This is a genomic window from Calditerrivibrio sp. (assembly GCF_049968475.1).
Taxonomy (GTDB): domain Bacteria; phylum Chrysiogenota; class Deferribacteres; order Deferribacterales; family Calditerrivibrionaceae; genus Calditerrivibrio; species Calditerrivibrio nitroreducens_A.
In genome coordinates this window covers 24234-49209 of the sequence record NZ_JBMFQS010000008.1, presented here as the reverse complement: position 1 = coordinate 49209, position 24976 = coordinate 24234, and the positions used below count along the sequence as shown (strand labels likewise).

Here is a 24976-nt window from a genome sequence, read left to right as displayed (position 1 = left end):
CCTCACGAAAGTTTTATTATATTTATATCTTTATCTATTTTAGATTGTCCTGTCAAAAAATATTGATATTTATCAAAGAGTCCCATAAAAAAAGAAACCCTTTCCACATCAAGACCACTTTCAAGCTCATCCAAAAGAAGAATTATACTCTTTTTTGAAAAATCTTCAACAACTTTTAAAAAACAGTAAATACAACATAAAGATAAACTTTTTCTTTGTCCAAACGAAGCTATATTTTCAAAAGACTCACCATTTAAGTTAAACAAAATCCTATCCCTATGCGGTCCAGACAACACTTTTTTTATGATAAGCTCCTTATCTAAAATATCTTCATCAAGATGATTTGGAATGTAGGATAACGAAAAAAATTCGGTATTAAAAGATGGGATATCAATTAAATATTTTTCTATATAAGTATTAAAGCTTTTTATTAAATTTGATCTTTTATTATGTATCTCTTTCGTATAAAAATACATTTTTTCATGTATCGACTTGTAGAGCAATCTATCTTTAACATCCTTTAAAATATACTTTTTTTTTAATTCCAATAACTTATTATACCCCAGCAAACTACCGATATAAGATCTGTCAAGATAAAAAATTGTTCTATCTAAAAAATTTCTCCTCATCTCCTGTTCTTTGGATAGAAAACCTTCATTTTCCGGAGAATAAAAAATAACCGGATGATTATGATAAAAATTTATGATGTTTTCGTGTCTTTTCCCATTTATGGTCAATCTTTTTTTAGTATCGTAATACAAAGAGATATTATATTTTACATCATTCTCAACAAAATTAGATGATATTTCAAAAAATTTTTTTTCGATATTTATTAGAGATTTCAATCTATTAGTTTTAAAACTTTTACCCGTAAGGATAACAGAAATGCCTTCCAATAATGATGTTTTACCAGATCCATTTTTACCTGTAATATAATTTCTATAATCAAACGAGAAAACACTATTTAAATGATTTCTGAAATTTTTCAGTTTTATATCTTTTAAAAACATCTTTTAAAAGAGTTAGCCTCTATCCATTGCAAGTGGTACGATGAGATATTTATAATTTCCTTGTTCTGGATATATAAATACAGGATTTCTTCTTCCACTTAATTTTAAAATCACATTATTGCAGTCTATATGCGATAGAATTTCTAATAATAATTTACCATTTAAAATGACATCAATCGGATCACCGCTGTATCTTATTGCGTTTAATTTATCAAAACCTTGTCCATACTCAGTCTCAAGTGTATAAACGGTAATTTGATCTGAGGATAGGGATAAAACAATTGCATGTGTAATCTCAGTTGATATAGGGAGAACCTTTCTTATATTATCTGATAAGCTATCTTTGTCTACCAGAACTTCTATAGGAGTTTCTGAAGAGAATAATGCATTTATAGATTTTACCGCTTTTTCAATCAGTCTTGAATATATCTTTATATTTCCAGCTATAAGCATGAATTGCTTTAAATCTGTATAAATTTCAATAGTTGATGTTCGATCGAGAACTTTTAAGATATCTGAAGCTGTCTTTTTTGGTATATTAATGATAAATTCATCAGACTGCTCTTCCGGAAGTTGAATAACATAAGATGATATCCTCTGAAAGTCTGAAGAGTGAAGCTCAAGTTTGTTTCCATATACTTTTAAATGTAGACCTGTAAATTCTATTTTTGTGGCGTTTGTTGCCACACAGAAAAGGGTTTTGTCTAAAGCATCTGCAAGTAGAGAGGAATCAATTTTTAAGCTATATTCTGCTGTTATATCTGACATAGCTGGAAAAAACTCTGGAGACATTGTGGCTAAAGAAAAGTTTGCCTGACCGGATGATATTTTCAACCTTGAACCATCAAAGAAAAACTCTATAATAGACGAATCTGAAAATTCCTTTATTATATCAAATAATTTCTTACAAATAACGGTTGTGGTACCTTCCATCTCCACATCCAGATCCAGCTCCGCACAAAAACCGGAAAGTATAGAGTTTGTTTTGAACACTACTTTACCTTTTTCAGCCGAAATGTATATGTTTTGAAGAATCGTATTTGTGTTTTTCATACTTATGAAGTTTACCGCGTTTTGTAGTATGTAAAAGACCTCGTTTTTGATTATCTTAAATTTCATAATTACCCCACAATTATTTCTATTAATGTTTTTTAAAAGATAATAGTAATAATAAACGAATTATTTTATGTTTACAAGTGAAAAATTCATCGAATTGATAAATTTTTATTGGATATTTTTTATGTTCAAAATTGTGTGGGATAATGTTGAAAAATATTTAAAAAAATAAGGTTAGTTTTATTTTGTATTCTTATCAAAAGCTATTCAGTGTTAAAAAGTGGTATCTTTAAACATAAATTTGAATCTGATGTTTGAAATATGTTGGATTATTTATAAATATTTCTAATTATGGTATTTATGACGCTTTTAAGCTCCTGATCAGATTGTATTCTGTTTTGTATCTCTTTTATTGAATGAAGTACAGTGGAATGATTTCTACCGCCAAAAATATTTGCTATATCCTGTAAAGGTAAATTCAACTTCTCCCGTAAAATATACATGGCCACTTGTCTTGGATAGGATATAACTCTACTTCTGTTTTTCGATTTTATCTCCTGCAGCTTGACATTAAAATAACTACAAACTGCATTAATAACAGATTCCGGTGTAACGATTATATCTTTTTTTATCATAAACTTTTCTAAGGCTTTTTTGGCAAGATCTATTGTGATCGGTTCATTGTGAAAAGTCGAAAATGCATTTAATCTTATTAGGGCACCTATAAGGTCCCTTATATTATCCCCTTTAAGGTTTTCCGCCAGAAAATGGGCCACTTCATCGGAAATATATATATTCATTATTTCAGACCTTTTAAGTATTATAGCCACCTTTTCATCCACAGAAGGTGGTTGTATATCCGCCACAAGACCCCATGAAAAACGACTTCTTAATCTTTCTTCAAGATCTGGAATTTCATTTGGCTCTTTATCACTCGTAAGTACTATCTGCTTCTGCATATCATAAAGGGAGTTGAATGTGTAAAAAAATTCCTCTGTACTTCTCGTTTTACCAGCTAAAAATTGAACGTCGTCAAACAATAATAGATCTATATTTCTATATTTTTCCCTAAATATATCCATCGTTTTGGATTTAAGAGCATATATCATTTCGTTTGTAAATGCTTCACTTGATATGTATAATATTTTTAATTTTGGGAATTTTTCCAGAATCTTATTCCCTATTGCGTGCATAAGATGTGTTTTACCAAGTCCAACACCACCGTATATGAATAATGGGTTATAAGTTTGAAAATAGCCTTCAGCAACTGCTAAAGCGGCCGCATGGGGGAATTGATTGGAAGAACCCACCACAAAGTTATCAAATGTATACTGTTTGTTTAAATTAGTTGAATTATTTAATATGGTGTTTTGTGCTTTTACTGTTTGATCCTGAGGTTGTTCTCTATATGACTGTGTGGATGATCCTATTACAATCTGGATTTCCGATTGTATGTTGTATTCTTCAAGAAATATCTTTTTAAGTGTTTCGAGATATTTATCTTCCACCCAATTTTTATAAAACCTATTGGGTGCTTCTATGATAATAAGATCCCCTCTCATATCCAGAATTTTAAGAGGTTTTAGCCAGGTATTAACTATTTGTGGTGAAAATCTAGCTTCAGCTAATTTTAATACCTCTTCCCAGAGATTATTATCCATATATACTTATATCGTACCCTTTTTCTGTAAGGGTGTGTATAATCTCCTCAATGTGGGAGCTACCTTTTGTTTCAAGGTGAAAAATAACTTTCGTAGAACCAACAGGTAAGTTTACATCGTACCTGAAATGCCTGATATCTAAAACATTGGCACCCAGATCCGCCACATCCCTTGTAACCTCAGCAAGAGAACCGGGAATATCTTTTAATATTACGGTTAATTCAAGGAATCTTCCTGTAGAGGCAAGACCTTTGTAAAATACCCTGGTGAGTAAATTAACATCGATATTCCCACCAGATAAAATCAAAACTACGTTTTTCCCTTCCACGGATAGTTTGTTTGACAAAATTGTGGCAAGAGGAGTTGCACCTGCACCTTCCACAACAAGCTTAGATTTTTCTATGTATTGCAATATTGCATAGGCTATCTCATTTTCAGAAACAAGAATGATGTCATCCACATATTTTTTACAATATCCAAAGGTTATATCCCCAGCCTCTTTAACGGCTATACCTTCCGCAATGGTATTGGAATTTGTAAGCTTTACTATATTACCTTTTTTTATGGCATTATACATCGAAGCGGCATTTTCAGCCTGTACACCAATTATTTTAATATTACTATTTACATTTTTTACAAACTTGGAAATACCTGAAATGAGACCTCCACCACCAATTGGCACCACAATGGTGTCTATATCCTCTTTTTCTTTTAAGATTTCATATGCAATTGTGGCCTGGCCATCTATGACATCTTCATCGTTGAAGGGATGAACAAAGAAGAGATTTCTATTTTTTGAAAGGGAAATAGCTTTTATGTATGCATCGTCGTAGGATTTTCCGTGTAAAACAACTTCAGCACCATATCTTTTTGTATTTTCCACCTTTACAAGTGGAGTGATCTCAGGCATAACAATTACAGCAGGGATAGATAAAAGATTACAACCGAAGGCCACCCCCTGAGCATGGTTACCAGCAGAAGCGGTAATTACACCATTTTTGCATTTATCGTAGTTTTTCAAAATTGCATTCAAAGCACCCCTGAGCTTGAAAGATCCAGTCCTCTGCAAGTTTTCCATTTTGAAGTATATATTGGCCTTATAAGGCTCTGAGAAGTTATTAGAGTAATAGAGAGGTAGATATTTTATGTAAGGTTTTATTCTTTCGTATGCTTCCACTATTTTTCCTATTCCCATGAAAGATAGATACACTTATCTGAAATTAAGGTCAAGAGGAAGTTAGAAATTTTTGTTGAAAAAAGAATGATGGTCATTATAATATGAGTATTAAAGTTTACAAGGAGGATATATGCACAAAAAGAGTATTGAGCTTTTAAATCAGGCAATTGCTGAGGAGATGACGGCGCTTCAACAATATATGTATTTTCATTTTCACTGTGATGATCAGGATCTGGATATCTTGTCCAACATCTTCAGACAAAATGCAATACAGGAGATGATTCATGTGGAGCGTTTCGCCGAAAGGATACTATTCTTAAAGGGTGAAGTGGAGATGAAGGCATCACAGGATGTTCAAAAGATTACCAATCCTGAAGAGATGTTAAAAATGGCCATAAAACTGGAAGAGGATACAATTGTCCTCTATAATAAATTCGCAAATGAATGTGCACAGCAAGGGGATTCTGTGACCAAACAGCTTTTTGAGTCGGTTATTGCAGAAGAAGAGAGACACTACGATGATTTCGACAAGGAATCTGAAAATATAATAGCTTATGGTAAGGAATATCTTGTGCTTCAATCTATGGAAAGGGCAAAAAAGAGGGGTATACCTAGACCAACAACCCCTGTGGAATAATGGGTCAGTGATTCTGACCCTTTTTCCCTATGTTAACACAAAAAAGTATAAAAGTATTCTGTACGGCAAGAAGGTACGATAAATCTGCTCTATTTTCATATCTGAGTAATAGATACAAAACAACTATTATAAAAGATGCTGCTATTGTCGAATTACCGAAAGGTGGCGTAGCTATTTTTTTTAGTTATGGTGTTTCCGTTTTCTGGGATGTGGATTATGAAAGTCAGAGGTACCTTTTGGATGAAATATCGGAATACTCAAAGGAATTATTTCAAAAGCCTATAGTTGAAGACTTTAATTATGTTGTTGATAATTCGCAACAAAATACAAAAATAACCCGTGACATATTTATTTTAAACGATGATAGCAATCTGGTAAAGCTTGCCATTTCTTACCCCCTTTCCCAATCGACGGAGCTTTATTATTTTGAAGAGGCAGTTATCACTATCATAAATAGGAACGAATTTTTAGTGAATGAATTGGTGAAAAGGGGAAGAATAAAGTTGCCCCAGAAACAGCTTTCCATGGAAAGGGGTAAAATATTCAGGGAGATATCAGAAATATATCTAAGCTATGGCTTTCTGGATGTGCCGGAATTTTTCTGGGAATATCCCGATTTAGAACCGTTGTACCAGTCGATAGCCAATTATCTTGATATAAAACCGAGGATTGAGGTTTTAAATAAAAAGCTTGCGGTCATACAAGACCTTTTAAATATGATCTCTGATGAGCAAAAGCACAACCATTCTGCCTTTCTGGAAACTGTAATTATAATTCTCATTGCTATAGAGATAGTTATAAGTGTTATAAAATGGTAGCTAAAAATTTACCCCAAAATTCATATAAAATGCATTGCTACCTCTATGGGGACTAAAAGGGGCATATCCGTAGGACATTGAAAAGAATCCCACACCTTTCTGGGAAATAATCAGCTCTAAGCCTAAATCCTTTGCATTACTCATTTTGTTGAAATCATCTCCATATAGAGCATATTCGAAAAAGGGACCAATTACCACAAAGTCGATCGGTTTATAACCCAGAAATATTTGTGAATAGGTTAACGATTTGTCCCCTAGTGTGGCATTTGTGATGGGGTCTTTAAATCCTAATTCTCTATATCCATAAGCTTTCATTCTTTGGGGACCACCTAAAACGATCAGATAATTTACCGGTATTTTATCTTTATCTCCGCTTAAATGGTGAAGTTCGGCGGTCAACTTCAATAGAAATGGACTTTTTGGTAACAATTTAAACACTTCAAATTTACCTCTGGATTCAACGATGGTATTATCTTTGGTAAATATCGGTGTTTCTGATATAGAAATGAAATAGCCATCACCGGAGAGTGATTCAAAATCTTTGGAACTATAAATCAGTTTCAAAGGTACATTTAAAATCTTATAATCTTTCTCATATATATCTGCATAATATTTTGAAAAAGATGTTTTATAAATATCTAAATATGATAATGACAACCCAACGTAAAGCTGCAAATTATCTAAGGTTATTTTCGAGATGGCAGTAGGGGTAGCTTCTTTAAACTCAAAATCGTTTTCATCTCTATCTTTAAGGTTTATGGCAAGATAATCATCTACAATTTTATGTATAGTCTTCTGTCCGGCAAGTGATAGTAAAAGGGACGTCTCGTTGTAGGATTTTTTGACGGAGAGGCTCAGAGTCCTACCGCTGTTTAGGATGTCAAACCTGTTGTAACCTAACTCAAGGGAAAACCTGTCTATGGAGTCGTAACCAAATATACCATAAATTCTATTTTCTTTTCCTTTAAGTCTATTTATGGCAAGTATGGTTTCGTTATCTATGTTAAATTGTTGTAAAGATACTTTTTCAGAATTTTTATTTCTCAGTAAATAATCGTATATCTCTTCAAATTTAGATGTGGTTAACGTATCATTATCATTAAAGAACCTTTTTTTGATTTTATTTACTACCTCATAGGTGTTTGACAATATCCCGGATATATGAGGCGTTGAGCAGTTTAACGTAAAAAAAATACTCTCATTTTCTATTTTTTCTACGTTAAGTCCTGTTATCCAACAATTATTGGAGTAACTTTGATAGATCTCTTTTCTTAGATTATCTATGTCCTGTGGGTAGAGTTTATAAATTTTTTTGGTTTCATATCTTTTACCGTTTACAAAGATAGCTTTTATTGTCTTAGGCGTCTTTGTTTCTACTACAATTCTACCTTTAACAGAGTTTTGACTTCGTATTATATTGTAGTCTTTAATTGCAAATTCTTCATATCCTTCGGATCGTAACTTATCTTCAAGATATTTTTTAGCTTCATCATCCTGACAGGATAAAATCAAAGATTTAAGATTTGAGTCAATAAGATCTGAATTTTTTTGATTGTTTATGAAGAGATTGATATCAAATGATCTCACGTAATTGTCTGCATCAATCTTTATAAAGATCTCTCTATCTTCTATCGTAATATCCACTTCAGAATTTATGAATCCTGAAGCTTCGAGATATTCCGTCAATTTTAGTTCGAGCTCTCTGATATCAAATTTATCAGTGGTATTAAAATGATCTATGAAAAATTTTTTAATACTCATATTATCAAAATCGAAATCATTTTTTATGTTCAATTTATACTGCTCGCCTTTTGAAATGTATATGACAGGTTTTATCACCACTCCACCTTTAATAAGAGTAATGAGTAATGGTATGGGATCATCGAGTGGATAAATTCTTCTTATTCCTTTTATTATCAGATCCTGTCTTAAAACTTTACTATTAAAGTAGTAATTATTCTTGAGTAATTCTTTTGCTTTTTCCACCTCCTTATTTATTGTTTCTTCTGTGTAAGGTTTTATTGGAATTTTTATAGATTTCACATCTTCGTCTATTACTATTTCTATTTCATCTATGTAATATCTCAATCCTTCATCCACAACTATTTTGATATTTTCACCATCGCCATCGACTTTAATTTCTGCATCGATAAAGCCGTTGTTTTTATAAAAAGCTTCGATATTTTTTCTGATTTTATATAAAGTATCTATATAAAAGGGGTCTCCGATATTAATTCCTGATGCCAGTAATAGCTGGCTATTTAAAATAGAGAAATTTCCTTTGAAGTTTATCGATCTTATTAATTTGGATTTTTGCACTACAATTTCATTGTCATCTTCATAATTAATGTAGTAACCCAAGAAGGATAATAACTCTGTAAATTTTTCACTGGTTAACTTACTGCTATACTCCTCAAAACGTAGTTTAAGGTCGGAGGGAATCTCTCCCTTTATCTCTTTTGAAAATAGTTTTGTTGCAAAGATAACACTAAAAATCAAAACTAAAGATAGTACCCGCACCTGTACCTCCATCCGTTTTTGAAAAGATGGTTAATTTAAACCAGTCAAATAGTGTATATTCCAGACCAACTTTACTATTTCGATTTTCATCAATACTTGTGGTGTAGTTTACCTCAATCCTGTCGTTGAACTTTCTACCTACTTTAAAAATGCCACCCGAAGCGTTAGGCTCTATACCTATTGTATTAATTCCGAAGAATCTATTTGTGTTTTTTACGATATCCTTAAAAATGGCATCGTTGATAATTTTACTCATCAGATTATAACTTCCCATGTTTCTACTTGAACTAAAATAGGTATCACCCTTTTGCTTTGAATCGTAAATGGTGATTCTATAGTCCGGAATGTAGCCATTCACATATATCCTCGTGGTGTTTAAGGCATCGGTGCCATTTGCTTCCATATCCGCATAGATTGTGTCGTTATTTAAGATTTTCATTACCCCTTTTGTCACTAAAAATTTAGTCCCCTGTATGGTAAAGTAGCTATTTATGAGCTTTATGTCACCGTTTAATTTTAGTTTTTCCTCATACTTTAACTGCAGATTCAGATCAGCGTATCCATTTAACATCCCATCTGTTATTCTCACCGGTTTAGTTGTTGATATTTTTAAGCTGTATCTGAAAGGTAATTTCATTGGTGGAGTGGGAGAGTTATTTTTTTCATACTTTGCATACCTGAAGACAGATTTATCAACGAATATCTCACCGTATATCTGGTTTTCACCCCCATGATAGAGGAGATTTCCGGATATAGCACCGTAAAACCCTCGTTTTTCCGCAAATATATCTTTGAAAATTAAATTGCCGTTATACTGTGTTATATCGTAATATCTGTTTGATTCCAATTTACCCGATATCTCATTCGATTTTATTGATAACTCTATCTTTTTATCTGAGACATATCCATCAGCCCTTATATTTTTTAGTTTAAGCTTTATATCGGGATAAATTACATCAAAAATTGTATGTAACGTTCCATCAAGCTTTGGATAAGAATTAAAATCGTATTCAAACCGGACTTTCCCTTCTATTTTTTTGATATTTGTGTGTTTTATAGATATTTTTGAGTCTTTTAGGTCTATTTCACCATTCAGCTTATTTAAATCTGATTTTAAAAGCACAACTTTCAGGTCTTTGAAGTCTGATGATGATGCAATAAGATCTCCTCGTATAATAGTAGTTGAATCAGCCGTCAATGAGAGATTGTTTATGTATATATCTTTAAAACTATTTAGTATGGTTATTGTATCTGATGATCTGATCTCAAATATTTTAAGATCGTTTGATGACACCTCCATATCACCGATTACGGAGATATTATCGATATTGAAACGCTTTAATGTTATCCGTGACGATAATGAGCTGTTATCAATATCCATATAGCCATTAATGTATAATTTGTCTGATTTATGTATAAAAGTTAATCCATTTAGATTACCTATTATATCAAAACGGTTATTTTCCAGATGTTTTATTTCAAAATAGACTGATCCTTTGTATGAAGGGTCTTTTGGTTTACCTTTTATGAGTAGATTAAGATTTTTGATGATTGGATAGCCGGAAAGTTTTATCTTTTCTGATTTTATCATACCGTCTATAGTGTCTCTTTTAAAATCGATTAGAAGTTTTGGTTTGATTCTGTTGTTCTCCAAAAGTATTTCATCTACCGCCATCAATGAATTTTTAAAAGAAAGTTTAACTCTATTAGGGGAGAATTTGAAATCATCAATACTTATATCAACATTTCCGGTGTAATCACCATTTGAATAGTTTACAACTGTTTTGCCTGAAATTTTATATGATATGTCAGATTTTTCAACAAAAAAGTTCATCACTTCATAAAAAGGAACAGCTTCAGTTATTACTTCGTAATTTTCCTTTTTAGTGTTGAAATTGATAAAGCCTTTGGTTTTTATCCTACCCGTTTTCAGCGTTGATATATTTGTAAAAGAGATATTGTCCGATGATAGATCAAATTCTCCGCGGGTTTTAGCAGTTTCTATACCATAAATTTTCTGGGGGATATTTGAATCATAATATCCTTTAAGATATATGCTATCTTTTGTTATATTTATTTTACTTTTGATCATTCCATAAAAATCGTTATTTATGGCGTGCTTTATGTCTGAGTTATTTTTCAACTCCCCTTCAATATCCAAAAAGATTGAATCAGCGTCTGGATCATATACGCCGTTTCCTTTTGCAGAAAAAGTTTTTGATCTGGCTACTAAATTTTTCAAAATGTAGGCATTATCATCTTTCATCAGATCTGAAAAAACGGTATATTCTTCATTACTTGTGATACCGAGCTGTATCTTCCCATTTCTACTATCAAAATCTTTTAGTTTGATGTAATTTAAATATGGATGCCAGTTGTCGTCTTCGTGGAGTTTATAACCATCAATAAATTTTATTATTAAATCGACTTTCTTTGTTTTCGTATCAAAAAAACCTTCCGAATAGATTTTATTATTATCAAATACAATATAATCAGATGAAAATTTAAATTTATCGCCTATAACACCTGCCATTGATAACTTAATGTTCAATCTCTTATCGTCATATTTTAAGTTACAATCTATCATTGAGCGTAATTGTCTGTCAGATAGATCGCCTTTTAATTTTATTAAACCTTTTAAGTGTGGATTTAACATCCTTACAAAATTCTCACCTATAAAGCCTTCAAAGGAGGATTCTGCTTTATTACCTTCAGATATATCTATTGGTCTCGTTGCCTGTAAAAAAAAGTTCTCCCCTTTTAAGTCAAATTGATAGATTTTAAGACTTTTAGGGGTGTATAAGAGTTTTATCCTACCTATAAATCTATCTTTTATCTCATCCTTAGAAAAGTCACCGCTTAAATAAGGTATGCTGAATTCACCACCATATCTGTAAAATATGCTATTTGTTTTCAATGATACTTTTATGTCATTATAGGTTGTGTTTAGATATAATGATGATATTTTTAAATCTTTTAATTTTGATAGATCTATTTTTTTGCTGGGCTGGTTCCAGAAATATTCCGGAATATCTGCTTTTATATTGGAGATTTCGATATCAAGACAGCTTTTACCCATAAGATATCTTAGTGGATAAAATCTTAATACGACGGAATCGCTTTTAAAGAATGCCCTATCAACCTCCAGCGTAAAACCTTTCAGATCGAAATAAAATGGAAAGAAGAGTTTATTAACTTTTTCTATACTGACTTCATAAGGGGAATATTTTTTAATAAGATAATCTAAGTTGGTCTGGATGGCATAATTTATGGAAATAGCTATTAATGATATAAAAAAAATAAGAGCGATGATTATTTTTGGGTATGTCTTACCTTTTTTTTCATTTACCATTATAGTGTTCTATATATTTTAAAAGACCATTAAATATCCCTTCAGCCATTTTGTTTTTATATTCTTCGGTGGTATAAAGCTGAGCAGTATGCGGGTTGGAAATAAAACCGCACTCAATAAGTATGGATGGCATTTTTGCTCCAACTAATACATAAAAAGGTGCCTGTTTCACCCCAATATCACGATCTGCTGTGGAAGAGGAAATACTTTTCTGTACATAATTTGCTAGCATTAAAGATTCTTCCAATTTGGAGTTTAGCATAATATCTTTCAGGATCCCTTGAAGATCGGATATCGATTTTTCTGATGCCTGGTTTTCAAACGCTGCCACTGCTAATGAAGATTTATCTTTAGTTACGTTTAATACGAATGTTTCAATACCATGTGCATCAGGGTTTCTGCTGGCATTTTGGTGTATGGATACAAAAATATCTGCCCTGTTTTTATTCGCAAAGGCGGTTCTCTCCTCAAGTGGTATGAAGATATCTGTATCACGGGTCAAAAGGATTTTAAGGGCTGAATCGTATTTTTCAAGCTTCTGTTTTACCCTCAAAGCTATATCAAGGTTTATATCCTTTTCCATCAGTCCGTTGTAAGTTGCACCAGGATCTTTACCTCCATGTCCGGGGTCTAAAACTATTGTTTTTACTTTTAGACCAAAGGCAGATGCAAGGGTGTGTTTGTCACCGCTTTCAACGAGGGTTACCTTCCCTTTACTTTTCTGTTTTTTATCCACTTTAGGCTCAAATTTAGACTCCCCTTCTTTTAACTTGTTTAAGCTATCTTTGCTGACATCTATAACTATTCTGTAAGGATTTTCCATCTGGAAAACGGTGAAATCGTTTACCGAGTCTATATCAAGTACAACTCTGGTGGTGTATTTTTCATAAATACCCCATCTGAGACCTTTGAGCAATCCGTCGTTTATATCCATATTTTTTGGTACTGATGGGTTTATTACAGAATTATAGATATCCACAAATAGCCTAGGGGGTTTATTAAATTCTGGATTTTCCTTAAGCCAGTGTTTATAAAAGTGAGCTTTTCCTGAAAGCTCTATCACCACCCTTGTATAGTCGTCATTGCTCCAGTATTTTACGCTTTTTATTTCAACGCGGGGTGCATTATTTTCAGAATCGATAACATCAGATTTTTTTTCATCTGGATTCTTGATATTCTCCTGTGATGTTTTTTCTTTGTCGTTTTTCGTTATCTGTGGATTTTTTTGGGGTGATGGTAGAGATGAGGTGGAATATTTTTTGTTTAATATGGTGAGTTGCTGCTGGGCTATTTTAGCTTCTTTGGACTTTGGGAATTTTTTTATGCAATTTTCGTACATAAATTTTGCCGTGGGAATATCTTTCATTTGAATATATATCTCAGCTGCTTTTAAGTGGGCATTAGCTGCAAGGGTTGATCTATAATTGCTTGAAAGTAGTTTGTAATATTTAAGGGCTTCAGCTTGATCAATGCTATTTTTAAATCTTGCATAGGATCCGTTGTAAGTTTCCGCAGCATAGTAAAGAGATTTTTCACCTAATGCAGATTTTGGATTCTTCTCGTATATCTCAAGAAATTTGTCCGCCACCATTTTATAGGAGAATCTTGTGACATTTTTGGATTTATTTATAAAGTTGAAATCTTTCATATTTAAATTAAAATCATCCTGAACGGATGCTGAGGCCACTATTGCCAATAAAAAAATAATTAGAAAGCTGAATATCTTTTTAAACATCAAATAATTTCTCCTTTAGGTATTTTCCTGTATAAGATCTTTCACATCTGCAGCATTCCTCCGGTGTACCTTCAAATATAATCTCACCACCTCTGTCGCCACCTTCTGGTCCGAGGTCAATTATATAATCTGCTATTTTTATTACGTCAAGGTTATGCTCAATTATTATAACAGAATTTCCTGCTTCTGACAATGCCTTAAATATCTTGACAAGTTTTTTAACGTCGTCAAAGTGCAGACCTGTGGTGGGTTCATCAAATATATACAGGGTTTTGCCGGTGGATTTTTTCATCAATTCTTTTGCCAGCTTGATTCTCTGGGCTTCTCCTCCAGATAGTGTGGTGGCTGGCTGTCCCAGATGTATGTATCCTAAACCCACCTCTTTCAACACTGAAAGTTTGTGGTTGAGCTTGGGGATATTTTCGAAAAAGTCATAGGCTTCGTCTACGGTGAGTTCGAGTATTTCGGCTATGTTTTTCCCTTTATATTTGATATCCAGAGTATCTCTATTATACCTGCTTCCATGGCAGACGTCACACTTTACATACATATCAGGCAGAAAATGCATCTCTATCTTTATATACCCTTCCCCCTGACATTTTTCACATCTACCCCCCTTTAGATTAAAGCTAAACCGTCCCTGTTTATAGCCCCTTAATTTAGCTTCTGGGGTTAGCGCCATTACCTCTCGGATATCGGTAAAAACCCCTGTATAAGTGGCGGGGTTTGACCTTGGGGTTCTGCCTATTGGGGATTGATCTATATCTATTATTTTATCTATATGTTCTATCCCGGTAATCTGATCGTGGACACCTGGCTTTTCTGCCGAACCTAGTAATTTTCGTTTGATGGCAGGATATAGTATATCCATTACAAGGGTGGACTTACCGGATCCACTGACACCTGTGACAGCCGTAATCAAGCCCACAGGGAACCTGACTGTAATGTTTTTAAGATTATTTTGCCTTGCTCCAACTACCGTAATGAATCTTCCATCCGGTTTTTTTCTTTTGGGGATGTCTATCTTCTTTTTACCATTCAGGTAAGAGGCTGTCAGGGATCGTTTTGACTTTAATAATTCCTCATAGCTACCCTGAAAAATTATCTCCCCTCCGTGTATTCCGGCACCTAATCCCATATCTATTATGTGATCTGCATTTTTTATTGTATCTTCATCATGCTCCACAACGATTACAGTATTACCGATATCTCTTAGGTTTTTGAGCGTATTGATCAGCATATCGTTGTCCTTTTGGTGGAGACCTATACTTGGTTCATCAAGGACATACAAAACTCCCGTCAGTCCGGAACCCACCTGTGTGGCAAGCCGGATACGCTGTGATTCACCCCCGCTCAGGGTCATTGCACTTCTGGAAAGTGTAACGTAATCTATTCCAACGTTTTTTAAGAAGGTAAGTCGGTGCATTATCTCTTTGATTATCTTCTCTGCCACCTCTTTTTTAAACCCTTTAAATTCAAGGTTTTCAAAGAAAGGGATAAGCTGATCAATGGTCATGGAGGATATCTCTGCTATATTTAATCCTGCTATTTTTACCGAAAGGCTATGGGGTCTGAGACGGGTTCCCTTGCAGCTATCACAGGGCATACTGGACATATAAAGTCTGGCTTTTTCTATATCCTGATATCTCTCAGAATACAGAAGCTCTTTAAGTTCTCCGATGACCCCTTTAAACTCCTTTTCGTAAACGATCTTTTGATCACCCTTGAAGGTATAAAGTTTAAGAGGTTTATCCGTTCCGTAAAAAAGGATCTGTTTGCTCTTTTCGTTTAGTTTGGAAAAACTGGTGTTTACATCTATACCGTACTGTTCAGAAAGAGCTATAATCATGTTCATCTGATGAAAATTTTCAAGTTTCCCCCATGGTGCAATTGCCCCTTCTTTTATCGATTTTGTAGGATCAGGTACGATCAATTCCTCATCAAATACCATCTTGACGCCCAGCCCTTCACATTCTGGACACGCCCCAAAGGGGTTATTAAATGAGAACGTTCTGGGTTCAATCTCCGGAATACTTACGTTACAATCCACACAGGCAAACTTTTCACTATATAGAAATTTTCCTTCTTCAGTGATGAGCTCCACGAGTCCATCTGAGAGCTTTAAAGCAGTTTCTATAGAATCGGTCAATCTCCGTTTGATATCATTTTTTACCTTTAATCTATCGATAACTACTGAGATATTGTGTTTTGTATTTTTATTTAAATTGATATCATCTTCCAATCGTAACAATTCGCCATTTACATAAGCCCTCACATACCCTTCCTTGAGAAGTTTCTGGAAAAGTTGCCTAAACTCCCCTTTTTTCCCCATCACAATGGGGGACAGTATCTCAATTTTGCTGTTTTCAGGAAGAGAAAGTACAATATCTGCAATCTGCTGCGGAGTGTAGCTCTCAACCTTTTTTCCACAAACCGGACAAAATACTTCGCCTACCCTTGCAAATAGGAGTCTAAGATAATCATAAATTTCTGTAATTGTCCCCACCGTTGATCGGGGGTTCTTACTGATCGATTTTTGTTCTATACTGATGGCTGGGGAGAGATAGTCTATGGAGTCCACATCCGGCTTTTCCATCAACTCTAAAAACTGCCTTGCATATGCCGAAAGAGATTCCACGTAGCGTCTTTGCCCTTCGGCGTATAAAGTATCAAAAGCAAGTGTGGATTTACCAGAGCCACTTACCCCTGTGATTACGATGAGCTTATGTTTGGGTATCTCAAGGGAGATATTTTTTAAGTTGTGTTGCCTTGCACCTTTTATTATAATATGATCTTTCACTTTCTAAACCTTAACCTGATATTGGCAATCTGATCAAAAATTTTGTATACTCTCCGACTTTCGATTCAACGGCTATCGTACCGTTATGGGCGTTGACTATATCCTTTACCACCGCAAGACCCAATCCTGTACCTTTCTCTTTCCCTGCAGTGTAGAAGGGGTCGAATATCCTATCCACCATTTCTGCCGAGATCCCTTTGCCGTTGTCTTCAATTATAAATAGCAGATGATTATTTTCCTGCAATACCTTCAGCTTAATTTTTCCATTTTCACCCACTGCATCAACTGCATTATTTATAAGATTAAAAAGCACTCTGAAAAGTTTATCCTTATCTCCATAAAAAATTATACCTGGGGGGTAGTTCACATAAAAATCGATATTATATGGTTTTAACATGATGCTTGTGTGTTTTATGATATATTCCATAAAATCGTCCAACTCTATTTTGGTGGTTTTCAAAGTTATCTGATTTTTGGAAAAATCGAGTATATCCATCACAAGGCCATGTATAAGCTTCAATTCTGTATATATGTTATCCACATATTCCTTAAAATCGCTTTTATCTTCGGAGGCTATTTCTAAAAGCTCCACATAGTTCTGAACGATATTTAATAGATTTTTGATATCATGGATTATCGTGCTGGTGAATTTTCCTATGAGCTGTAAATTTTCTGATCGCCTTATCGATTCATAAATCTGTGCTTTTTCTATGGATATGGCACACTGGGATGCAATATATTTGGCGATCTTTATATCGTCATCGCTGAAATAATCATCTTCTTTGTCCGTAAGATTAAGAACTCCTATCAACTTATCCTTTATCCTTAGGGGCACAGACATGTATGATTTTGTATCGTAGCCAAGTTCCCAATTAGCGTTTGATCCTTTGTTTATGACGATCGGCTCCCCTGTGGTTGCCACTTTACCACTTATCCCATTTCCTAAAGGAACTTTTAGACTTTTGTAATCAAGGTGTAGTCCTACGGCAGCTTTAATTACCAAATGATCCCCATTGATTATCATTATGGATATCCTTTTTACAGATAGATACTCCTGGGCTATTTCTAAAATATCATTTAATAACTCATCCTCTTTGAGGGTGGAAGCCATCTTTTCAGATATCTCCACCAATATATCAAGGAGATCTTTTTTCAATTGTACACCTTTAAAATGTTATACCTCATATCCCTCTGGGCGGGTGTAAAACCTGCCCTTTTGATAAAATGTAGAAGCTCCTCTAAAGATAGGCTATAGCTGACGCCGCAGGATGCCACCACGTTTTCCTCAATCATCAGGCTACCGAAGTCGTTGCCACCAAAGTACAACCCCAATTGCCCAATCTTTGGCCCCTGGGTAACCCAGGATACCTGGATATTGTCTATATTTTCAAGATAAATTCTTGATATGGCTAGCACTTTTAGATATTCAGTAGCGGTTACCTGTTCGCCACCCAACTCTGTATTGTTTGGCTGAAAGGGCCAGGGGATAAAAGCTGTAAACCCACCGGTTTTTGACTGTAGATTTCTAATTTTGTCGAGATGTTCTATGATCATCTCCGGGGTATCGGTCTTTTTAAACATCATTGTGGCCGTAGTTTTTAGCCCTTTTTTGTGGGCTATTTCCATTATTTCAAGCCATCTGGTGGAGTTGATTTTATTTGGGCTTACTCTGGAACGTTCCAGATCCACCAGAAGTTCTGCACCTCCACCCGGGATGGAATCAAGCCCTGCTCTGATTAATCTGTCAAGGGTTTCCTCAAGAGGGAGAGAGCTTACTTTTGATATGTGATCTATCTCCGGACTTGAAAACCCATGGATCCAGACATTGAAATGCGTTTTTATGTATCTCAGCATATCTTCATAAAAATCTATGTTGAGATCCGGATGGAGCCCCCCCTGTAAAAGGATCTGGGTACCATTTAGAGCTATAGTTTCTTCAATCTTTTTTTTCAAAATTTCAAAATCGATAACGAAAGCATCATTATCCTTCTTATCTCTGTAATAAGCACAGAATTTACACTTACAGATACAAACATTCGTATAGTTTATATTCCGGTCTATTACAAACGTTACGATACCTTCCGGATGTTTTTTCTGTCTTATTTTGTTCGCTCTATCTGCAAGGGTCAACAATTCTTCTTCGAATAGCTTTACCCCTTCGTCAAATCTCAGCATAATCTTATCTCCATCTTGAGGTTATCCTATTACAACATGAGAAAATGTCAACAAAAAAATGTAATCTAAACTTATTGACAAAAAAGGGAAGATAGATTAAAAACATAATATCAAAGGAGCGTAGCTCAGTGGGAGAGCATTGCGTTGACGTCGCAAGGGTCAGGGGTTCAATCCCCCTCGCTCCTATTTGCTATTGCGGGGTGGTTTATGGTGAAATTTATCTTACTTTTTATTTCTTTGATTTTTTCCTTCAGTTATCTCTATGCAGATGATGACCAGCTGGTGAAGATTTTAAATCGAGAGAAAGAGCTTCTGGAGATGGAAAAAAATCTCAATATCGAGTACAATGAAAGGAAAAGATCCATCTTAAATAATACAAATGAGTGTCTTTCCAGAGCCAAAACAAAAAAAGAGATAAGGGATTGCAATAAATTTAAAAGGGATGAGACTGAATTTCTACAAAAAGAGATGAAGTTTCGTAAAGAGCAGATTACACAGGAAAGAAAAGATCTGGCGGAACAGAAAAAAAAATTAAAACCACGTAGAAAGAAAAAGAGCTGATTTTTTATTTTCTTTACAAATAGAATACAAATTTCCCTTGAAAAGTTAGATTTTAGTGGTTATAAATAAAAGATTTTGTAAAAGTGTTTTAGCATCATAGAGGTAGAACTACTTTCCCGGAGGATATATGTCTTATTATTTTTTGGAGATTTTAAGTGAAGAGATCCCTGCCGATTTTGTAAATGTGGGAATAGATTATCTTGGCACAGCTTTTGAAAACCTTTTTAAAGAAAACAGGATAACTTTTGAGAAAATTGTTTCAGATGGCACACCCAGAAGACTCTTTGTATGGGTGTCCGGGCTGGTGGATCATCAGCCTGATCAGGAAGAGGAGATTGTGGGGCCACCTGCATCCGCAGCTTTTGATCCAGAGGGGAATCTTACCAATGTTGCATTAAATTTTGCCAAAGCAAAACAATTGGATCTGGCTACATTAAAAAAGATAAACACCCCAAAGGGGGAGTATCTTGCTGGAAAGAGATTTATCAAAGGAAGATCTACAAAAGAAATCATATCTGAGAATATTGTAAAGTTGATCCAGAATATACCATTTAAAAAGACAATGCGCTGGGGAGATAAGTCATTCAGATTTGGAAGACCGGTGAAGTCCTTTATATCACTTTATGATGGCGAACTTTTACCTTTTGGCATAGATGGAATTGAGGCTTCTGATATAACAGCTGGGCATAGATTTATGTGGAAAGATAGCATTAAGATCGATAGCCCTGAAGACTATTTTCATAAACTAAAAAATGCTTTTGTGGTGCCTGAGAAAGGGGCAAGACGTGAGATGATAGTGTCAGATATCTTAAGTATAGCTCACCAATATGAAGTGGATGTGGATATAGATGAGTCCCTTTTAGATACTGTAACAAATCTTGTGGAGTATCCTTTTGCTGTACTGGGAAGTTTCAGTGAAGAGTTTCTACAGCTACCTGAAGAGGTACTTATAACCTCAATGAAGAATCATCAAAAGTATTTTTATACAAAAAACAGGAAAAATGGGAAGATAAGTAACTATTTTATAGGGATATCAAATACTAAACCTGTAAACGATAATATCCGTAAAGGGTATGAGAGGGTTTTGCGGGCAAGACTTAAGGATGCTGCATTTTTCTTTGAAAATGACAAAAATGTGCCTCTTGAATCAAGGGTTGAAGAGCTGAAAAAAGTTGTCTATCAGGAGAAGCTTGGGACATCTTATGAAAAGATGGAAAGGTTCAGGGAGGTTTCAAGATACCTAACCGAGGTGCTTAATCTATCGGTGGAGGAGCGTAAGCTTATTGACAGGACTGCTTACCTTTGCAAGGCCGATTTGATGACGGAAATGGTGTACGAATTCCCCGAACTGCAGGGGGTGATGGGAAGAGAGTACGGCAGGATTCAGGGGGAGCCCCAAGAGGTTTATATAGGTATCTATGAACACTATCTTCCAAAATTTTCTGGTGATAAGATACCTGCTACAATCACAGGTGCAGTGGTATCCATTGCGGATAAGATAGATACCATATGCGGCTGTTTTTCTATTGGTCTTATACCCACCGGTAACAATGACCCTTATGCGTTGAGGAGAAACACGATAGGGATAATTCAGATTATAAGGCAGAAATCGTTCCGGATAGATATAGATAAGCTTGTTTCAAAATCATTGGACGTTTTAAAATCGAAGGTTAATTTTGACTTAGAAATGGTAAAAGACCAGGTGATGGAATTTATAAAACAGCGATACAAACAGGTTTTGATATCAGAAGGGATAGCCTCTGACGCAATTGACGCTTCTATAGATCTGTTCAATGATCTTATAAAGATTGAAAAGCTTGCCAGTACCTTATCCGATGCTAAAGGGAAAGATTCCTTTAATTCGATAGCCCAGAGTTATAAACGTATAAATAACATCCTCAAAAAAGCAAACCATACCAGAACCGATTACAATAGTGAGATTTTAACCGAAGAAACGGAGCGAAAACTCTTGGGTAAAATTAATGGCATAAAAAATGATTTTATGATATACTTAAACAAAGAGGAATATGGTGACGGCTTGAATGCTTTATTGCAGCTGGAGCCATACATCAACGAATTTTTTGATAAAGTAATGGTGATGGTGGAAGATAGAAATGTGAGAGAAAATAGGTTATCAATGCTTTGCTCTTTGAAGCAATTATTTGATAAAATTGGAAATTTATCAATGATAAATTAGGAGGATTTATGGTTAAGTATGTCTATTTTTTCGGCAATGGAAAAGCCGAAGGGGATGGCTCAGACAAAAATCTGCTGGGCGGTAAAGGTGCAGGATTAGCTGAGATGACAAACCTTGGGATACCAGTTCCACCTGGATTTACCATCACCACCGAAGCCTGTATAGCTTATCAGAAAAATAAAACTTATCCGGAGGGGATGTGGGAGCAGACCCTTGAAGCTTTGAAAAAGCTCGAGGAAACAACAAAGAAGAAGTTTGGTTCGAATGAAAACCCTCTGCTGGTATCTGTAAGATCTGGTGCAAGGGTATCCATGCCAGGTATGATGGATACCATCTTAAATCTTGGATTAAACGATGAAACGGTGAAAGGACTTGCAACCTCTTCCAACAATGAAAGGTTTGCCTATGATTCATACAGAAGGTTTATTCAGATGTTTAGCAATGTTGTTCTTGGTGTGGAACATTCCAAGTTTGAAAAGCTGATTAGTGAAGTCAAGAAGGGAAAAGGGTACAGTCTTGATACTGATCTGACTGCAGAGGACTGGAAAGGGCTCGTGGAAAAGTTTAAGGCTCTTGTTCAAAACGAAACTGGAAAGCCTTTCCCTCAGGATGTAATGGAGCAGTTGAAATTGGCCATTAATGCTGTTTTTGATTCATGGGATAATCAGAGGGCTAAAACATATAGAAAAATCAACAAAATCCCTGATGACTGGGGTACCGCGGTGAACGTTGTGGCGATGGTATTTGGGAATATGGGGAACGATTCTGGTACAGGTGTGGCATTTACAAGAAATCCATCAACCGGTGAAAAGGAGTTTTTTGGTGAGTTTTTGATCAATGCTCAAGGGGAAGATGTTGTGGCGGGTATAAGAACACCGGAGCCTATCTCAAGGCTTAAGGACGAGATGCCAGGTGTATTTGCACAGCTCGAAGAGGTGTACAAAAAGCTTGAATCCCACTACAAGGATATGCAGGATATAGAATTTACTGTAGAAAGAGGCGTATTGTATATGCTTCAGACCAGAAGCGGTAAGAGGACTGCGAGAGCAGCAGTAAAAATCGCCTATGATATGTACAAAGAGGGTTTGATAGACAAAAAAACGGCTGTATTGAGGGTTGCTCCTGAGCAGGTGGATCAGCTTTTACATCCGATGATAGATCCAAAAGAGAAATATACACCAATTGCAAAAGGTTTACCAGCTTCCCCTGGAGCTGCTGTGGGTAGAGTGGTATTCACTGCCGATGATGCTGAAAGCTGGGCAGCTAAGGGTGAAAAGGTAATACTTGTAAGAGACGAGACCTCACCGGAGGATATTGGCGGAATGCATGCTGCTGAGGGTATTTTGACCGCCACAGGTGGTATGACCAGCCATGCTGCTGTTGTGGCAAGAGGTATGGGTAAATGCTGTATAGTTGGATGTGGATCCATTCATATTGATGAAGATGAAAAAGTATTTACCGTTGGGAATATTACTGTAAAAGAGGGTGACTTCATCACCATTAATGGTAGTACTGGTGAGGTAATTTTAGGAAAAGTTAAACTTGTGGAGCCAGAGCTTTCGGGTGAATTTGCTGAAATATTAAGCTGGGCTGATGAATTTAGAAAGCTCGGGGTCAGGACAAATGCCGATACTCCACATGATTCTAAAGTGGCGAGGGAATTTGGTGCTGAAGGGATAGGTCTTTGTAGAACGGAGCATATGTTCTTTGAAGGGGATAGGATAGATGCCGTAAGGGAGATGATTCTTGCCGATACAGAAGAGGAAAGAGTAAAAGCACTTGCAAAAGTAAAACCTTACCAAAAAGAGGACTTTAAGGGGATCTTTAAGGCTATGGATGGCTTCCCTGTTACTGTTAGATTGCTTGATCCACCTCTTCATGAGTTTATTCCACATACCGATGAGGATATTCAAAAGGTTGCAAATGCATCCGGAATACCATTCGATGTGCTTAAAAAGAAAAGAGATGAGTTGCACGAGTTTAACCCGATGCTGGGACATAGAGGCTGCCGTCTGGGGATAACTTACCCTGAGATATACGAGATGCAGGTTTATGCTATTATGGAGGCGGCTTGCGAAGTTGCCAAAGAGGGAGTGAAGGTATATCCTGAAATTATGATCCCTCTTGTGGGGCATTATAAAGAGCTTGAGATGTTGAGGGAGATGACTGTGAGGGTTGCCGATGAGGTAATGCATAAGTATGGCATTACGCTAAAATACCTTGTGGGCACAATGATAGAACTTCCGAGGGCAGCTCTTACGGCTGATGAGATTGCTCAGTATGCGGAATTTTTCTCATTTGGTACAAATGACCTCACCCAGACTACACTTGGATTAAGTAGGGATGATTCAGGTAAGTTTTTACCATTCTATGTGGAAAAAGGTATCTACAAAGAGGATCCTTTTGTATCTCTTGATCTGAATGGTGTGGGGCAGCTTGTGGAGATGGGAGTGACAAAAGGTAGAAAGACAAGGCCAGATCTCAAGACCGGTATCTGTGGGGAACATGGTGGTGATCCTGCTTCAATCTTCTTCTGTCACAGAGTGGGGCTTAATTATGTGAGCTGTTCACCTTACAGGGTACCTGTTGCAAGACTTGCTGCGGCGCATGCTGCATTAAAACAACAATAATAAAAATAAAAATTCTTAGGGGGGCTATCCCCCCTGTTTTTTGGTGATTATATGGGTATTTTATCAGGTTCGATGAATCTATTCAGGGTTTACTTCAACGATCCATTTTCTTTTAACACTCTCCAGTTGAGTGATATCCTTGAACAGTATTCCTTTAACGCTCTTTATAGTGATGAAAAAAATATCAATTATGGCTTTGTACCATTTGAATATCCGGAAAAGGAAAGTTTTCAGGATAGTTCATTGCTGTATGGTGAGCATATATTGTTTGGGATGAGGTATGATGAAAAAAAGATCAATGCAAAATACTTCAATCTTGAATTTGTGGCATTGAAGAAAAAGTTTATGGAGGAGAATCGAAAGGAGTTTCTCTCCAAAATGGATGTGGAATTTATAAAAAATACGCTTACGAACAGACTAACAAAATCTGCGGTTCCCAATTCTACCATTGTGGAAATTCTTCTGGTGCCGGAGAATAAAGAAGCTTTTATATCGGTGCAAACCACAAAGATTTTTGAGGCCCTTTCGCATCTTTTTAAAAGTGCATTTGATATATCTATCTATCAGGAAACATTTGTGGAGCTTGCCAAAAGAGTTTTAAATAACCCTTCAAAAATGGACAGAGTGCTGCAGTTATAAGGTGGTCA

The 24976-nt window shown here is 35.4% G+C and carries 16 protein-coding genes and 1 tRNA gene; 7 read left to right on the top strand and 10 right to left on the bottom strand.

All coding sequences use genetic code 11. The features are described 5' to 3' along the window. Positions 1–2: 2 nt before the first annotated feature. The 4 genes from recF to ilvA all read right to left on the bottom strand — a co-directional run bounded on the left by recF (position 3) and on the right by ilvA (position 4922). Positions 3–1010 carry a DNA replication/repair protein RecF gene (recF, locus tag ACP5Q2_RS07765; RefSeq protein WP_428098900.1) on the bottom strand — a complete coding sequence of 336 codons (1008 nt, stop codon included), beginning with the start codon at positions 1008–1010 and terminating at the stop codon, positions 3–5. A gap of 12 nt (positions 1011–1022) precedes the next feature. Further along, positions 1023–2129, bottom strand: coding sequence for a DNA polymerase III subunit beta (gene dnaN / locus ACP5Q2_RS07760; protein WP_428098898.1), 1107 nt, complete (start codon positions 2127–2129; stop codon positions 1023–1025). A gap of 266 nt (positions 2130–2395) precedes the next feature. Then, the gene (gene dnaA / locus ACP5Q2_RS07755) at positions 2396–3727 is read right to left on the bottom strand and encodes a chromosomal replication initiator protein DnaA (protein WP_428098895.1); all 1332 of its coding nucleotides are present in this window, start codon (positions 3725–3727) and stop codon (positions 2396–2398) included. Further along, entirely contained in the window at positions 3720–4922 is a 1203-nt protein-coding gene (gene ilvA / locus ACP5Q2_RS07750; protein WP_428098893.1) for a threonine ammonia-lyase, read from the bottom strand. The genes dnaA and ilvA overlap by 8 nt, the downstream gene beginning before the upstream one ends. 112 nt (positions 4923–5034) lie before the next feature. Here ilvA and ACP5Q2_RS07745 point away from each other — a divergent pair, with 112 nt between their 5' ends. Continuing rightward, entirely contained in the window at positions 5035–5541 is a 507-nt protein-coding gene (locus tag ACP5Q2_RS07745) for a ferritin-like domain-containing protein (RefSeq protein WP_424605899.1), read from the top strand. 29 nt (positions 5542–5570) lie between these two features. Further along, a complete protein-coding gene (locus ACP5Q2_RS07740) occupies positions 5571–6359 on the top strand; it encodes an RMD1 family protein (protein ID WP_428098889.1) in 789 nt (262 codons plus the stop codon). Here the strand turns inward: ACP5Q2_RS07740 and ACP5Q2_RS07735 are convergent, their stop codons facing one another. From ACP5Q2_RS07735 to mqnC, 6 genes are read right to left on the bottom strand one after another with little or no spacing between them, the layout of a single operon-like run. Further along, a complete protein-coding gene (locus ACP5Q2_RS07735) occupies positions 6360–8879 on the bottom strand; it encodes a POTRA domain-containing protein (protein WP_428098886.1) in 2520 nt (839 codons plus the stop codon). It lies immediately after the preceding gene. Further along, on the bottom strand, positions 8848–12231 hold the full coding sequence (locus tag ACP5Q2_RS07730) for a translocation/assembly module TamB domain-containing protein (protein WP_428098883.1): 3384 nt from the start codon (positions 12229–12231) through the stop codon (positions 8848–8850). The genes ACP5Q2_RS07735 and ACP5Q2_RS07730 overlap by 32 nt, the downstream gene beginning before the upstream one ends. Further along, a complete protein-coding gene (locus ACP5Q2_RS07725) occupies positions 12221–13966 on the bottom strand; it encodes an N-acetylmuramoyl-L-alanine amidase (protein WP_428098881.1) in 1746 nt (581 codons plus the stop codon). The genes ACP5Q2_RS07730 and ACP5Q2_RS07725 overlap by 11 nt, the downstream gene beginning before the upstream one ends. Further along, positions 13959–16766, bottom strand: coding sequence for an excinuclease ABC subunit UvrA (gene uvrA, locus ACP5Q2_RS07720; protein WP_428098878.1), 2808 nt, complete (start codon positions 16764–16766; stop codon positions 13959–13961). Before uvrA ends, ACP5Q2_RS07725 begins: the two co-directional genes overlap by 8 nt. 10 nt (positions 16767–16776) lie before the next feature. Beyond that, on the bottom strand, positions 16777–17922 hold the full coding sequence (locus ACP5Q2_RS07715) for a GAF domain-containing sensor histidine kinase (RefSeq protein ID WP_428098875.1): 1146 nt from the start codon (positions 17920–17922) through the stop codon (positions 16777–16779). Beyond that, positions 17919–18941: a cyclic dehypoxanthinyl futalosine synthase gene (gene mqnC, locus ACP5Q2_RS07710; protein ID WP_424605906.1), complete on the bottom strand. Its 1023-nt coding sequence runs from the start codon at positions 18939–18941 to the stop codon at positions 17919–17921. Before mqnC ends, ACP5Q2_RS07715 begins: the two co-directional genes overlap by 4 nt. A gap of 114 nt (positions 18942–19055) precedes the next feature. Between mqnC and ACP5Q2_RS07705 the strand changes: the two genes are divergently transcribed. The 5 genes from ACP5Q2_RS07705 (at position 19056) to ACP5Q2_RS07685 (ending at position 24968) form a co-directional block, all read left to right on the top strand. Then, positions 19056–19127, top strand: a tRNA-Val gene (locus ACP5Q2_RS07705). A 21-nt stretch (positions 19128–19148) separates the two neighbouring features. Continuing rightward, positions 19149–19502, top strand: coding sequence for a hypothetical protein (locus tag ACP5Q2_RS07700; RefSeq protein WP_428098872.1), 354 nt, complete (start codon positions 19149–19151; stop codon positions 19500–19502). Positions 19503–19629: 127 nt separating this feature from the next. Next, complete coding sequence (glyS, locus tag ACP5Q2_RS07695; protein ID WP_428098869.1) at positions 19630–21699, top strand: glycine--tRNA ligase subunit beta; 2070 nt, start codon at positions 19630–19632, stop codon at positions 21697–21699. Positions 21700–21707: 8 nt separating this feature from the next. Beyond that, complete coding sequence (gene ppdK, locus ACP5Q2_RS07690) at positions 21708–24329, top strand: pyruvate, phosphate dikinase (RefSeq protein WP_428098866.1); 2622 nt, start codon at positions 21708–21710, stop codon at positions 24327–24329. A gap of 51 nt (positions 24330–24380) precedes the next feature. Next, positions 24381–24968 carry a recombination-associated protein RdgC gene (locus tag ACP5Q2_RS07685; RefSeq protein WP_428098864.1) on the top strand — a complete coding sequence of 196 codons (588 nt, stop codon included), beginning with the start codon at positions 24381–24383 and terminating at the stop codon, positions 24966–24968. Positions 24969–24976: the final 8 nt, after the last annotated feature.